Below are 14,297 nucleotides of genomic sequence, written 5' to 3' on the forward strand. Positions count from 1 at the left end.
TTAATCAAATAAATCAGATGATAAGTAACGGTCTCCACGGTCGCAAATAATGGCTACGATAACACCAGATTCCAATTGATTGGCAATTTTGACCGCTACTGCTACAGATCCTCCGCTACTCATACCGGCAAAGACTCCTTCTTCGGTTGCGAGGCGTTTGGTCATTTCGCGCGCTTCTTCTTCAGAAACGTCTATTGTTTGATCCACTTTGGACGGATCGAAAATTTTTGGTAAATATTCTTGAGGCCATTTTCTAATTCCAGGAATTTGAGAACCATCACTTGGCTGCGCTCCTACAATCTGGATGTCTGGATTTTGTTCCTTCAAAAAAGTAGAAGTTCCCATAATCGTACCTGTCGTTCCCATGGCAGAAACAAAATGGGTAACTGTGCCTTCTGTATCTCTCCAAATTTCTGGTCCGGTTGTGTTGTAGTGTGCTTTCCAGTTATCATCATTTGCAAATTGGTTTAGCATGATGTAACCCCCTTCGGCCACTTTTTGATCGGCATAATCACGAGATCCTATAATTCCTGTTTCTGCAGGAGTCAAGATCACGGTAGCACCGTAAGCACGCATTGTTTGGGTACGTTCCTTTGTTGAGTTTTCAGGAAGTACGAGTTCAATATCGATTCCCAATATTTGCGCTATCATCGCGAGTGCAATACCAGTATTCCCACTAGTGGCTTCGATTAGTTTGTCTCCTTTTTTAATTTCGCCACGATCCATAGCGCCTTTGATCATGTAATAGGCAGCTCTGTCTTTAACGCTTCCTCCAGGATTATTTCCTTCGAGTTTTAAAAGTAACTTTACGTTTTTATTTTTAACTAAATTGACTGATTCTACTAATGGCGTGTTGCCGATTAAGTCAATTAATTTTTGAGATTTCATAATAGTGTAATTATAATATTGTTTTTGAAGAGGAGAGTAGCAACGGATACATTTCGAATCGCAAATCAGTCTAGTGTATCAAATTTAGAGAATTTGATAATTTTTTACAGATTTATTTAAAAAACGAAAACGAACACAGTGCAAAATTATAAACCTACCTCTTTCCTTTTTTATTTCATTTCTTTAATTTTCACTTCGGTAGTGGTAGTGTTTAATACAATCGATCTTGGCGGAATAGATTTGGTCACCCAAGCATTTCCTCCAACAATACTGCTTTTTCCAATAACAGTTTCCCCACCCAAGATGGTAGCGTTTGCATAGATACAAACATACTCTTGCACGGTAGGATGTCTCTTGGCGTCTTTCATGTCTTTGCTTACACTCAATGCTCCTAGAGTTACCCCTTGGTAAATTTTTACGTATTTTTCGATAACGGTTGTTTCTCCAATTACAATTCCGGTAGCATGGTCAATAAAGAATGGAGATTCGATATTTGCACCCGCGTGTATATCGGTTCCTGTGATCTTGTGTGCGTACTCACTCATCAGTCTAGAAAACAAAAGTAAATCTAGCATGTACAATTCATGACTCAGGCGGTAAATAGCGATGGCATAAAAACCAGGGTAGCCAAGATATACTTCTTCTATGCTGTTGGATGCAGGATCGTTTTCTAGAATAAAATTAGCATCTTGATTGAGCTGTTCTAAAACATGTGGTAATCGTATCGAAAATTTTTCCCAAAGAGTACAGCAAAGGTTATCTGGTTTTTTACAGGCGATGGTAGCAATTGTTTTGAATAGTTGTTCAAGTTCATCAATACTATCATCTAACTCTGCATTGGAGTCAAATAAAGTATAGAACAATTTTTCTGTAAAAGTTTCTGTCAAAGTTTTAATACCATAGTTGATATCGAGGTGACTTTTTAGCGCAATGATTTTTTGGATAATCAGATCTTTTGTCATGATTATAAATTTGAAAGGTTAAGTGATAAAAATAAGAAAGGATGAATTTTAGCAACAAGAGCAACAATACAAAAAGATGTGTTGCCGAAAGGAACTTGAACTAGTAGAATGAAGTAATAGCATTTTTTGACTTTCCTTAAAATTATGCTTTACAAATATATCGAACTATTTTCGATAAACTGTTAGAATTAAAATAAGATTTAACAAATGCAAACTCCTATTGCATTCGATAAAAGTGACTGCATCTTTTGTCTTTTTTTTATCGAAAATAAGGACATTAAAATCCAGTTTTTAAACTGATAAAACAAATCCTTTTTTCTGGCGTAAAAAAGCATTAAAATCAGCTTCTTTTTTTTCGAATAAAATAGAACTAATAACTGTTAAAATAAATGGTTTAGTTTTAATTCACTATTTTTGAAATCTGATCAAAATTAAATGAAAATTATTCAAATTGTACTAATGGTTTTAGCTGTTTTAGTTTTGCTGTTAGGTAAGGGGAGTGGTGATGAAATCATCTATTTAAAAGTAGGCGCTGTTATTGTATTTATGTTTAGCATGATGCGACTTAGTGCCAAAACGCCAAGTAAAAATCAAAATAAAGAAGAAGAAGATGTTCAATAAAGGAGATAAGGTTTCAGTACTAGATGATGCAATCGACGGAATCGTTTTAGCAGTCAAAAATACGCAAGTTGAGATCGAAACTACAGATGGATTTGTGATGACATTTTCCGTCAACGAGTTGATTAAAATAAACGATTCCAGTAGTTTAGATGATTCTATTAAAAGGATTAATATAGGTGCCGTTCAAAAGGAAAAAGAGATTCCAAAACCACGCTCATTTGTCAAAGAACGCAAAAATCGGAATGAACAACCGGCTCCGGAATTTGATTTGCACATTGAGAAGTTGGTAAAAAGCAGCCGCGGAATGTCAAACTATGATATACTAACGATACAGGCGGAAACGGCTCAAAGACATATCGAGTTCGCTATAAAAAACCGAATTCCAAAGATTGTTTTTATTCATGGTGTGGGTGAAGGCGTGTTGAAATCGGAGCTTGATTTTTTGTTAGGCCGTTATGATAATATCGATTTCCAAGAGGCCAATTATCAAAAATACGGGCAGGGTGCAACCGAAGTTTACATTCGCCAAAGTAAGAATTAAAACCGTGTTTTTGTAGCAAAAAAAGAGGCTCATTTTCAATGGAAAATGAGCCTCTTTTGTTATTGATTTGACCTACTGAAAAGTTGTTTATTTGGTCGTTGTAAGTGTTCCTAAAACATACGAATCTCCCAGAATAAAACTGCTATTACTTTTCTTTAAAGTCGCTTTTTTAAGCGTTATTGTATGTACAAAAGCATTCGTTCCGTTGGTAGTTGTAGTCACTTCGATGATTCCACTAGTACCACTTACACCTGCTACTCCAGACCACTCTTCACTTAAAACAGGACTTGTTGGCGTCTGTGTATTGCAGAAGTACGAAGCGCTTAAGAGGCCTTTAAAGTAGCGATAAGTCAATTTATTTGTGGTCGTTCCTATAAGTCCAGATCTAGGTGAGCCAGCGGTAGTTACTTCATTTACAATCAATGCAGGGTCGATATCAAGCATGATAGCCTCATAACTTTTGTAGTCGTAAATCACATTTGAGCTACTACACTGCGTCAAGATTTTTTCAAAGTTAAAAGGTAAAGTCGTAGCGGTTGTCACATAAGATCCAAAAGCAAGCGTACTGTATTTTAACTCGCCATTGCTAGTAGAAAATACAACATTTTTAAAATTGATAAGGTGGTTGTAACCCGTGATTACGGTACTATTTGTAAGTTCACCTGCTTCTTTTTTAGATGTAGTAATGATTTCGATTGTACCTGAAGTCGCATACCATTGGTCCAGAATAGTGGGAGTTGCTGGCTGAATGGTCTCGCAAATGTTGTCTGCTGTTGCTGTACCATTGTAAAAGCGGTAAACCAATCGATTGTCAGTCGTGCTAATATCTAGCGTTGTTGGGGATCCATCAACTGTAGGATCGTTTGCAAAATAAATAGAATCTACTTCAAGTAGTAAAGCTTCTTTATCATTCAATTTGTAGATAATATCGTTCTCAGAGCAGCTGTAGGTGTCATAATCTTCAAAATCAATAGTTTCTTGAACTAAGTCTCCATCGTTACAGCTAGTCATAAGTAGTATAATGGCCAAAAGGCTGGTAATTCGTTTCATTATGTTTATAATTTGGTACAAAAATAGCGAAAAAAATGGCAAAAGATAGGGATGAAATCACAATTGATATTTCATAACTTTGCAGTAATGAAAAAAATATACCTCGATAACGCCTCTACTACTTCTATTCGTCCAGAAGTTGTACAAGAAATGACCAAAATTATGCTAGAAGATTATGGTAATCCATCCTCTACGCACAGCTTGGGTCGCCATAGTAAAAGTATTTTGGAGCTTTCTAGAAAAGCAATTGCAAAGAGTATCAATGCTACTGCAGCCGAAATTATTTTTACATCATCAGCTACAGAAGCTAATAATTGGATTTTGAGAGCAGCTGTAACCGATATAAAAGTGACGAGAATAATCACTAGTAGGATGGAGCATCATGCTGTACTGCACGTAATTCAACAATTGAAAAGAGAATTTGCAATTGAGGTGGAGTATGTTAAGACTAAGCTAGATGGTACAATTGATCTTACACATTTAGTAGAGCTGCTGTCTGGAGAAGGCAAAACATTAGTTAGTTTAATGCATGTAAATAATGAGACAGGTGTAATTCTGGATCTAGAGCGTGTAGGGATGTTGTGTAGAGAATATGGCGTTTTATTCCATTCAGATACCGTTCAATCTATAGGAAAAATCAAAATTGATCTACAATCTATTTCGATTGATTTTCTAGTTGCTTCAGCTCATAAGTTTCACGGTCCCAAAGGAATTGGTTTTGCTTTTGTAAAAAAGAATTCAGGTTTGCAGCCTTTAATTTATGGGGGAGAGCAAGAAAAAGGACTGCGTGCAGGTACAGAACCAGTGCATCAAATTGCTGGTATGGCCAAAGCTCTTACAATGTCAATAGACAACCAAGAGGCAGAAATGCTTCAAATTGCAGCATTAAAATGCTATTTGATAGCACAACTTACAACTACGTTTCCTGATGCTACATTTAATGGAGGAACTGTCGGTATAGCTACCATATTAAATGTTTTATTACCATTTTCGAAAGATAAAACGGCGATGATATTGTTTCATTTGGATATGAAAGGTATTGCTGTTTCGCGCGGAAGTGCTTGCCAGAGTGGTAGCATACGTCCTTCGCACGTACTCGCAGAGATGCTGTCGGATGATGATCTAAAGAAGCCAAATCTTCGCATTTCACTAAGTCATTACAATACCATAGAAGATATTGACGGACTTATTGATGGGTTAAAGAGTCTTTAAATATTTGGTGTTTTCTGTGATTTTGTAATGAAAATTAGTTGTAACGGTTTGATTTACAAAGAAAAGGAGCTTTAATCTAGTAATGATTAAAGCTCCTTTTGTATAATTTTGCAATTCTAATATTTAGAATTCTTCTGTTACATCAATATCTGGATTGTTACGTTTTGCTTTTAGCTTTTCCTTGATAATAATTTCTCGGTGCTTCGCTGTTCCCATCAAACCAATCATCATAATGATAGCAGTCAAAAGGATTACTTGTATAATTAGAGACTTGTTTACAAACGGCAATACGCTATCTGGAGCGATAGAAAGGAATAATAATATGGTTATTAAACCTCGTGGAGCAACAAACAAAAGCGGGAAAATAGGCATTCTCGATGCCAGCAGTTGTACAAAACGCAGCAAAAATATAGCGGCAACAATAGCTAGTGCCCACAGAATAGTATCAGAATTAACAATTTCGGACGTTTTGATTAAGTAACCAAACAGCAGAAAGAATAAAGCTCTAATAACAAATGTGGCCTCAACAGTAAGTTCTTTAAATTTTGCAACTTCCTTATTTAAAAGGTCTAAGCGGAAGCTTTTTGTCCATTTTAGATGGGTGATTTCATCTAGATTACCAATAGCAAGACCAAATACCAAGATGAAAATTAAAGCGGGTAGGTGGAAAATTTTAGATATTTCGTAAATTAAAATAACCAATAAAATGATAGGTACAAATTTAATATGGTGGTCAATTTTGTTTAATAAAAATGAAAGTAAGAATGTTGCAATGATAGAAATGATGACAATTATCAAAATTTCTAGAGAGAAATAACCAAATGTTTCGAGTCCAAAATCAACATTATATACAATAAAATTGAAGAAAATTACTCCAAAAATATCAGACATACTGCTTTCATAAATGGTGAATTCCTTTTGGTCTGAGGTCAAATTGCGCACACTAGGTATCGCAATTGCACTACTGATTACGCAAAACGGAATCGCATTGGTCAAACAGGTTTTAAAATCATAGCCTCCATAATAATGAAAGGCGTATGCCAGAGCGAATGCCATGACAAGTAAAGGCAGCAATGCACCGAGCACCGACTTTTTGATGAGTCCGATCTTCGATCTGTTGAGTTCTAGTTCTAATGCGCCTTCAAGTACAATTAATATTAAACCTATAGTACCTAGAATCGGCAAAGTAGAGCTCAGATCGGGTATAGGGATATCAAAAAAAACAGTTACTTCTTTAACGATCCAGCCCAGCAACAAAAGTAAAATTACTGATGGTATTTTGGTGAAACTGGCGGTTAAATCAAATAAATAGGCAATTAATAATAGTATGCAAAGCGATATAATGATGGTCATATGAAATCGTTAGGTTAAAAAACCTCCTAAAAGGTGGATGTAAGATAGCATTTTAGGATGTCATAACATAAAAAAAAATAATTTTAGTTTTTATTTGTGCATTTTATAATGTAAAAAGTTACCTAATTTTATACTTTTTTAAAGACCTAGATTATAGAATACGAATTTTTGCAAACATTGTAATAATTTATGAGAACATCACTGAAAGCGAAACGCGAAGCACAGATAATTGCACTATTAAATGAATCTTTTGGTGAGAATGAATCTTGGAGAAATCTAGAAGATAATTTAGAACCACTAGTAGAACTTATACGACTGGTTCGACCATCGCAGCCCAAAAAAGTTTTAACCGTTGATTTGCGGGACATCATTTCTTTTTTAAAAGCAAACGATTATTGTCGTCAACAATTTTCAATCTACATAAAAGCAATTTTAAAAGACAGGAAATTTAATAAAATTCTTGCCGATGCAGGAATTTTGCAAGATGTCGATTTTATATTTGAAGTAAAAAAGAGGCTGATTGCTAAGGTATTGCCTAATCAACCACAAAAGCATACCCTTGAATTTGTGTTGAATCAAGTATTCTACTTGTCTAATGATTTTATATGGGTAGACAAAATCCCGACTGAGCAACTTGAAGAGTTGTGTGACTTGTTAGAATTCGAATCAATTTATGATAATATTGAGTCCAAGTCAGTATTCTCAGAGTTGTCGGTAGCTGCTTTCCTTATATCACAACGTATTAGTGGAAGAGCATTGGAAACAGAAGTTATCAAAATGGTTCCCGAATATGACGATTTTGAAAGTCCGTTTTCTGCCTTCGAAAATGAATTATTGCAAATAGGAGGTGAGATTATAAAATCGGACAAGCATTATTTTCCATCCGACAATCAGTCCTACGCACAATTGCTTGTGCTACTGAAACACTGTGAAGGTTTTATAGATAAGGCTTTTCACAACAGTTCGAAATATGGAATTTCACTGCGCGTGAATCAAAATTTATTAAAAATCAGGCAGCAGTTAGCGCGTATTAAGTTTATCATTTCCTTATTTATAGTTGATAATGAAGCAGATAAGAAGAACAATGCGATAGCACTCTCGTTGAAATTAATCAAAATCAACTGCTTCAAAAATAATATTCGAAAGTTTATTTCTGAAAGTACCCAACTGATATCTTACGAGATAACACAGCATGCAGCCAAAACGGGTGAAAAATACATAACCGAGACGAGAACAGAATATTTTAAAATGTTCAAGAATGCCTTAGGTGGAGGATTTATTGTAGGTATCTTGTGTATTATCAAAGTGTTATTGTCAAAAGTAGATACAAGTATCTTTGGTCATGCCTTCCTTTATAGTATGAATTATTCTTTTGGGTTTATAGCTATTTATATCATGGGATTTACTCTGGCCACAAAACAGCCCGCTATGACTGCCTCTGCACTCATAAAAGCACTTGAAGCGGGAATAGTTAAAAAGGGTAAGAAAACAGAGAAGTACAGTGCATTTGCTATTCTTTTTGCCCGTGTATTCCGTTCACAATTTATAGCCTTTGTCGGGAATGTTATCATGGCTTTTCCGGTTTCATTACTAGGAATCTGGTTGATAGATTACGCTTTCGATTACAATATTGCGGCACAAAAATGGAAAACATTAATTACAGATTTAAGTCCAGTTGATTCTTTGGCTATTCTACATGCTGCAATTGCAGGGCTATTTTTGTTTTTATCCGGAATTATTTCGGGAAGTATTAGTAATAGAGACAAACACCATCAAGTATATTTTCGAATTACAGAACACCCTTTACTTAAAAAGCGACTAGGAAAGCAACGTACCTTGAAGCTAGCACAGTGGTACGAGCACAAATGGGCAGGTATTATTTCTAATTTTTGGTTCGGAATCTTTATGGGGAGTACGGGTTCTATAGGTTTGTTTTTATGGTTGAACTTAGATGTTAGACACATTACTTTCGCCAGTGGAAATTTAGCTTTGGCATTGTACGGCGCCAACTATCAAGTAACCGACTCGATGTTGATTTGGGGTATACTAGGTATCGGAATCATTGGATTGGTCAATTTTATGGTAAGTTTCAGTCTTTCATTAGGACTGGCTTTCCGCTCTAGAGCTATCTCCATCTTTGAATTACGATTTATAACGGCATCGGTACTCAATCACTTTAAATTTTCGCCACTGAGCTTTTTCTTTCCAATAGAAGAACAAACAAAATCAGAAGTAGTACAAGGCTTCTTAAAGGTAGAGGAGAAAAAATAATCCCCGGAAAAAGCAATAGTGCTAATTACGTAAAATGATGAATTTGGTAATTTATATCACCTTAGAAGCAATATATAATTAAAAAAGAATAGATCGCAAGCTAGAAGTTATATAGCTTGCGATTTATCCTTTTTATTTTATTTAAGTTAGTTAAATTAACTTAGGGCGAAGTAATTAATTTTAGGATATTAATTTTCATAGAGCCTAAGGCGATTTCGCACTGTATGCAATTCAGTCTTTAGGGCGTCTATTTTTTTAAGCAAGTTCAAAACAACATCAATTCCCTCAATATTGACGTCTAATTCTTGATGCATTCGTATGATTTTTTCGATTTCGTGTAGTGAATCCTGATGAATGTAACTCATTTCTGCAATCTCTTCTATATCAATCAAGCCACTGTCGCTCAGATTATAAAAGAAAGACAAATTAACTTTATAGTGAATGCAAAGGGTATCAAGTGGAATAAAATTTTCGGTACTCATATCTTATAGTTTAGAGAGTTCTGTAAATAATTCTGTTTGCTTTTCTGTCAAATCAGTCGGAATAGCAATATTGTAGCTTACGTATAAGTTACCAAACTGACCTTCTTTTTTGTAAACAGGAAAACCTTTTCCTTTCAGTTTGACCTGTGTTCCGTTTTGTGTACCTGGCGCAACTTTTAGTTTTACCTTACCGTCAAAAGTGGGAATGGTGATATCGCCACCCAATACAGCGGTATATAAATCTAGATCTACCGTAGTATACAAATTTTCTTTATCGCGTTTGAACTGGGCATCATTATTTATAGAAAATGTAATGTATAAATCTCCTTTTGGGCCGCCATTCTGTCCTTCCGACCCATGACCGGGAATTTTAATGATTTGACCGTTTTCAACACCAGCAGGAATGGTGAGTCGAATGTTTTTGCCGTTTACGGTCAGTGTCCTTTTATTGTCTTCAAAGACATCTTTTAAATCTAGCTGCAATTCGGCATTGTAATCTTGTCCTTTATAAGATCTTTGACCGCCACCTTGTCTAGCAGAACCGCCACCACCAAACACAGATTCAAAAAAATCTGAATAATCTTGACCGCCTGATTGCGCATTGCCAAAGCCGCCACCTGCATTACTGTATTGCTTCTGCTGCGATTGCTGTTTGTTGATTTCGTCAGCATGTTCCCAATTTTCACCGTGCTGATCGTATTTTTTACGATTTTCAGGATTGCTCAACACCTCGTTGGCTTCATTGAGTTCCTTAAATTTTTGTTCGGCTACCTTATCGTTAGGATTCAAATCCGGATGGTACTTACGAGCCATTTTTCGATACGCTTTTTTGATCTCAGCTTCGGTAGCTTTTTTATCAATTTGTAAGACTTTGTAGTAATCTATAAAAGGCATAATCTATTTATTTTTAGTTAAAAAAAAGGATTGTAGCATGCTTTAGTAGGTGAGAATTGCAATTGTTTGTAGTAGGTGTCAACTCTCATCGCTCTTTCAAATTTAAGGAAAAATCACTGGTTAAACGACTGTAAAAAATATTATTTGTCGGAGGTCATGGTATTGGGTACAAGTAATCTATAAATAAACTTAAGTCATTGTTAATGTGCGAATTGAGTTTGAATTTATCTTTGTCTTTTAATCTTAATTAAAAAAAAGTACCTTTGCGCCACTTTATAAAACGTCTCTTTAGGACGATTTTCAATTTAAAATAAAAAATGAAACAGTATTTTAACCTTTTCGACTTTAGCCAAAAAGTAGATTACAGAACAGAAATTTTAGCAGGCTTAACCGTTGCAATGACCATGATTCCAGAATCCTTATCCTTTGCAATTTTAGCAGGATTTCCTCCATTGATGGGGTTGTATGCTGCTTTTATCATGGGAATCGTAACCGCTATTTTTGGTGGACGTCCAGGATTGGTTTCGGGTGGAGCAGGAGCTACAGTGATTGTTTTGATCGCTTTGATGAAGTCTCACGGACTAGAATATGTCTTCGCAGCCGTTGCGCTCGCGGGAGTCTTTCAAATATTCGTTGGACTTTTTAAACTCGGAAAATTTATTCGCTTAGTACCACAACCCGTAATGTACGGATTCGTAAACGGTTTGGCGGTCATTATATTTATGTCACAATTAGAGCAGTTCAAAACCGTGGTCAATGGCCAAACCGAGTGGCTTTCTGGTACTCCTTTATATGTCATGGCGGGATTAGTGGCCTTGACAGTGGGAATTGTATTGATATTGCCCCGATTTACAAAAGCTATTCCGGCCTCGCTTGTCGCGATTGTAGTAGTGTTTGGAATCGTTTTAGGTTTTGGAATCGAAACTAAAACAGTAGCTGATATCGCGTCTGTAAGCGGTGGTTTACCTCCTTTTCATATTCCGAATATCGAATGGAGTTGGGCTACTTTACAAGTGATTGCTCCGTATGCCTTAATCATGGGATCGGTAGGTTTGACCGAAGGATTGTTGACTTTGAATCTTGTTGACGAAATTACAGGGACAAAAGGAAGCGGAAACAGAGAGTGTATCGCGCAAGGTGGTGCCAATTTATTAAACGGTTTCTTCTTTGGTATGGGTGGTTGTCCTATGATCGCACAAACTTTGGTGAACTTATCTGCAGGATCAAGAGCGCGACTGTCTGGAATTGTAGCGGCATTGACCATCTTGATAATTGTATTGGTAGGAGCGCCTGTGATCGAGCTATTGCCAATGGCAGCGCTAGTAGGGGTGATGATCATGGTGGCAATAGGAACTTTTGAGTGGATTAGTTTTCGAATAATCAACAAAATGCCAAAACAAGATATTTTTGTGGGAGTGCTAGTGGCTGTGATAACAATTATGCTGCACAATTTGGCGCTAGCAGTTTTGATCGGAGTAATTATTTCGGCTCTTGTTTTTGCTTGGGAAAGTGCCAAACGCATCCGTGCTAAGAAATATGTTGATGATCAAGGAGTGAAGCATTACGAAATCTACGGACCGCTTTTCTTTGCGTCAACTACCGCTTTTGGAGAGAAGTTTGATGTTTTTAATGATCCTAACGAGGTAGTTATAGATTTTAAAGAAAGCAAAATTGCCGACATGAGTGCGATTGATGCAGTGAATAAAATTACAGAGCGTTATGCTAAAGAGGGTAAAAAGTTGCATTTGCGTCATTTAAGTCCTGATTGTCGTCAGCTATTGCAAAACGCGGAAGGAATCATTGATGTCAACATTCTAGAGGATCCGAATTATAAAGTAGCAATCGACTAGAAAATTTAATATAACCAATAACCACCATTTCTTTAATTAGAAAATGGTGGTTTTTTATTGGGGCACGTTCCTTCAGTTTGCTTTGTCGTTCCTTCTCGCAACTTCGGGCTGGGCTATACACTATATCTTTTGTACAGTCCCGAAAAGGCGGGACTGTACAAAAGGATGCCGTTTCTATCCCTCGTGCGCTTCACGAGACTACTCAGTAGTTTGATGATAATATGCTAAGATTAGAAAAGACTTTTTATGCTATAATGACAAAGGAAGTTGATATCATTTCGGTAATACAGCAACGGTTTTTGGATTATTCGTTTAGATCAGCGGGTTGTATTTTATGTCAAGACTTCGAAAGTTCCATCCTTGCTGATAAATATTTCTTTGTTTAAGGAATCTGGTTTTGAATTTCCTTCGAAACAAGAACAAGATGCAGGATATTCACAACTATACAATATGGATACTTTTACTTGATTTCCTTGTGCATTTTCAACATCACTTATAACAACTATTTCTAGCTCGTCAAAAGTAGCCCAGCCTCCATTATTACAAAAGTCCAATGGGTTAAATAGTCGAATGTTCTTTTTTATATGAGACTTGATTACTTCCTTGTCGAGCATGTTTTAGTTTTTGGATTGAAAAAAGCAAATTTAATGATTTAAAAGAGATATTGAAGTTATAGTTTTTGATTGTGGATAGAGTTGTCCTGAAAGATTTCTTTATTTGGAAAATTGTGGTTTATTTAGGAACGTCCCTTCAGTTTGCTTAGTTGTTCCTCCTCACAACTTCGGGTCTGGCTATACATTATCTCATCTGTGCCGTCCCGAAAAGTAGGTACTGCAGAAAAGGATGCCGTTTCTATCCCTCATACGACACAAGTATGTTTACGACGTTGAATGATTATACTAATAAATAGGGAGCTAATGGAGAATTGTGCTGTAATTCACTATTTAAACTTAACTAATTCTACGCGTCTGTTTTTTGCTTTATTTGCCTCTGTGTCATTTGGGGCCACAGGTTTTTCTGAACCAAAACCAACCGACTTCAAACGCTTTATGTCAATACCTTTAGCTGTTAAAGTATTCATGACCGTATTTGCTCTTTGATCAGATAATTGTTTGTTTTTTGAAGCAGAACCCGTATTGTCTGTATGACCTTCAATTGAAATGTCCAAACTTTGATTAGATGATAAAAGTGCATATATTTCATTTACAATAGCTTGTCCTTCCGGTTTTAATGTAGCTTTGTCTGTCTCAAAATTGATGTTTAATATTGCTTTACCATCTGCATTTAATTCATCTAACATTTCTTTGGAGGTGTATTTTTTAATAGTTTGTCTAAAGTTCTCCAATTCCATAATGAATATTTCTCCTTGAGCAGAGTTTGACTGTACTGTAATCACGTAGCTTTTGTCATTATTTTTAAAAGCATAAAGAGTAATAGGATTGCGATCTTCCGATATGCCAAATGATCTTTGTTTACCAGTAAACATGTTTTCTTTATTCTTTTCTCGAATGCTATCGACAGTGGGAATGGTGCCTTCATGAATTTTTTTAGCACCTAGATCATTAAAATAGCCTAAAACACTTTTGTCAAAATAACGTTGATTAAATCCATTGTCAGAAAAATGAATTACACCTAATTTTCCCTCCGTGACAAAAAATCCATCTCCGTTATAATTTTGCATTTTTTCAAAAGGAAAAAATTCAGAAAGTCCTTCTTTTTCATTTGATATAGTTAAACCTTCGGGTGCAGTTATAAAGGGATAATCACCAATATTCTTTAAATCTGGCATTTCGTCCCAGTTGATATTATTATCACCAACTTTATCAGGATTTGAAATTTCTGTTTGTTGTTCTGTTGTTGGCTGCTCGATTTCGTTCTTCTCTTCTTTATTATCTTTGCAAGAAAATAATATAACGGCAATTACAAGTAGTGAAATGCTATTTTTCATTTTTTACTTCATTAAATAAAATATTCTTTTTCGTACGATCGTTGTTAATATCATCTGAATGAAACATTCCGATATTTCAATCAAATGTAGTACAAGTTGTTTAAATAAAGTATGTTTTTGTTTTTCTTATTTCTTACGATAATTATAGTTAATAGTTTAGTAACAACATCTTAACGAACCGCTAACCATATTAATACAAGTAATTTTTCCGCAAGATAATTGGGA

Annotated in this window: 13 protein-coding genes; 5 read left to right on the plus strand and 8 right to left on the minus strand. The window is 35.6% G+C overall.

What is annotated here, in order from left to right:
• Both cysM and LXH21_RS13405 read right to left on the minus strand, forming a co-directional pair.
• Positions 1–888 (minus strand): cysteine synthase CysM, encoded by an 888-nt coding sequence (cysM, locus tag LXH21_RS13400; RefSeq protein ID WP_239866731.1) that lies wholly within the window; start codon positions 886–888, stop codon positions 1–3.
• A gap of 170 nt (positions 889–1,058) precedes the next feature.
• On the minus strand, positions 1,059–1,850 hold the full coding sequence (locus tag LXH21_RS13405; RefSeq protein ID WP_239866733.1) for a serine O-acetyltransferase: 792 nt from the start codon (positions 1,848–1,850) through the stop codon (positions 1,059–1,061).
• Between the two features lie 435 nt (positions 1,851–2,285).
• Here LXH21_RS13405 and LXH21_RS13410 point away from each other — a divergent pair, with 435 nt between their 5' ends.
• Together LXH21_RS13410 and LXH21_RS13415 are read left to right on the plus strand one after the other, a co-directional pair.
• Positions 2,286–2,471: a hypothetical protein gene (locus LXH21_RS13410; protein ID WP_239866735.1), complete on the plus strand. Its 186-nt coding sequence runs from the start codon at positions 2,286–2,288 to the stop codon at positions 2,469–2,471.
• Positions 2,461–3,012 carry a Smr/MutS family protein gene (locus LXH21_RS13415; RefSeq protein WP_239866736.1) on the plus strand — a complete coding sequence of 184 codons (552 nt, stop codon included), beginning with the start codon at positions 2,461–2,463 and terminating at the stop codon, positions 3,010–3,012. Before LXH21_RS13410 ends, LXH21_RS13415 begins: the two co-directional genes overlap by 11 nt.
• Positions 3,013–3,099: 87 nt before the next feature.
• Here LXH21_RS13415 and LXH21_RS13420 read toward each other — a convergent pair whose 3' ends face one another.
• Positions 3,100–4,062, minus strand: a complete 963-nt coding sequence (locus LXH21_RS13420) for a hypothetical protein (RefSeq protein ID WP_239866738.1) — start codon at positions 4,060–4,062, stop codon at positions 3,100–3,102.
• A gap of 87 nt (positions 4,063–4,149) precedes the next feature.
• Between LXH21_RS13420 and LXH21_RS13425 the strand changes: the two genes are divergently transcribed.
• Positions 4,150–5,274 (plus strand): cysteine desulfurase family protein, encoded by a 1,125-nt coding sequence (locus tag LXH21_RS13425; protein WP_239866740.1) that lies wholly within the window; start codon positions 4,150–4,152, stop codon positions 5,272–5,274.
• 123 nt (positions 5,275–5,397) lie between these two features.
• Here the strand turns inward: LXH21_RS13425 and LXH21_RS13430 are convergent, their stop codons facing one another.
• Positions 5,398–6,627 carry a cation:proton antiporter gene (locus LXH21_RS13430; RefSeq protein ID WP_239866742.1) on the minus strand — a complete coding sequence of 410 codons (1,230 nt, stop codon included), beginning with the start codon at positions 6,625–6,627 and terminating at the stop codon, positions 5,398–5,400.
• A gap of 189 nt (positions 6,628–6,816) precedes the next feature.
• On the opposite strand from LXH21_RS13430, the gene LXH21_RS13435 reads away from it, so the two are divergent.
• Positions 6,817–8,898: a site-specific recombinase gene (locus tag LXH21_RS13435; protein WP_239866744.1), complete on the plus strand. Its 2,082-nt coding sequence runs from the start codon at positions 6,817–6,819 to the stop codon at positions 8,896–8,898.
• Positions 8,899–9,086: 188 nt separating this feature from the next.
• Here LXH21_RS13435 and LXH21_RS13440 read toward each other — a convergent pair whose 3' ends face one another.
• A complete protein-coding gene (locus tag LXH21_RS13440) occupies positions 9,087–9,380 on the minus strand; it encodes a chaperone modulator CbpM (RefSeq protein ID WP_239866746.1) in 294 nt (97 codons plus the stop codon).
• A gap of 3 nt (positions 9,381–9,383) precedes the next feature.
• Entirely contained in the window at positions 9,384–10,274 is an 891-nt protein-coding gene (locus LXH21_RS13445) for a DnaJ C-terminal domain-containing protein (RefSeq protein WP_239866747.1), read from the minus strand.
• Positions 10,275–10,591: 317 nt separating this feature from the next.
• On the opposite strand from LXH21_RS13445, the gene LXH21_RS13450 reads away from it, so the two are divergent.
• Complete coding sequence (locus LXH21_RS13450) at positions 10,592–12,124, plus strand: SulP family inorganic anion transporter (protein WP_239866749.1); 1,533 nt, start codon at positions 10,592–10,594, stop codon at positions 12,122–12,124.
• A 332-nt stretch (positions 12,125–12,456) separates the two neighbouring features.
• Here the strand turns inward: LXH21_RS13450 and LXH21_RS13455 are convergent, their stop codons facing one another.
• Positions 12,457–12,738, minus strand: coding sequence for a hypothetical protein (locus tag LXH21_RS13455; protein WP_239866751.1), 282 nt, complete (start codon positions 12,736–12,738; stop codon positions 12,457–12,459).
• A 326-nt stretch (positions 12,739–13,064) separates the two neighbouring features.
• Positions 13,065–14,072 (minus strand): OmpA family protein, encoded by a 1,008-nt coding sequence (locus LXH21_RS13460; RefSeq protein ID WP_239866753.1) that lies wholly within the window; start codon positions 14,070–14,072, stop codon positions 13,065–13,067.
• Between the last annotated feature and the right edge of the window lie 225 nt (positions 14,073–14,297).

It is taken from the genome of Flavobacterium algicola, assembly GCF_022399565.1.
GTDB classification, from domain to species: domain Bacteria; phylum Bacteroidota; class Bacteroidia; order Flavobacteriales; family Flavobacteriaceae; genus Flavobacterium; species Flavobacterium algicola.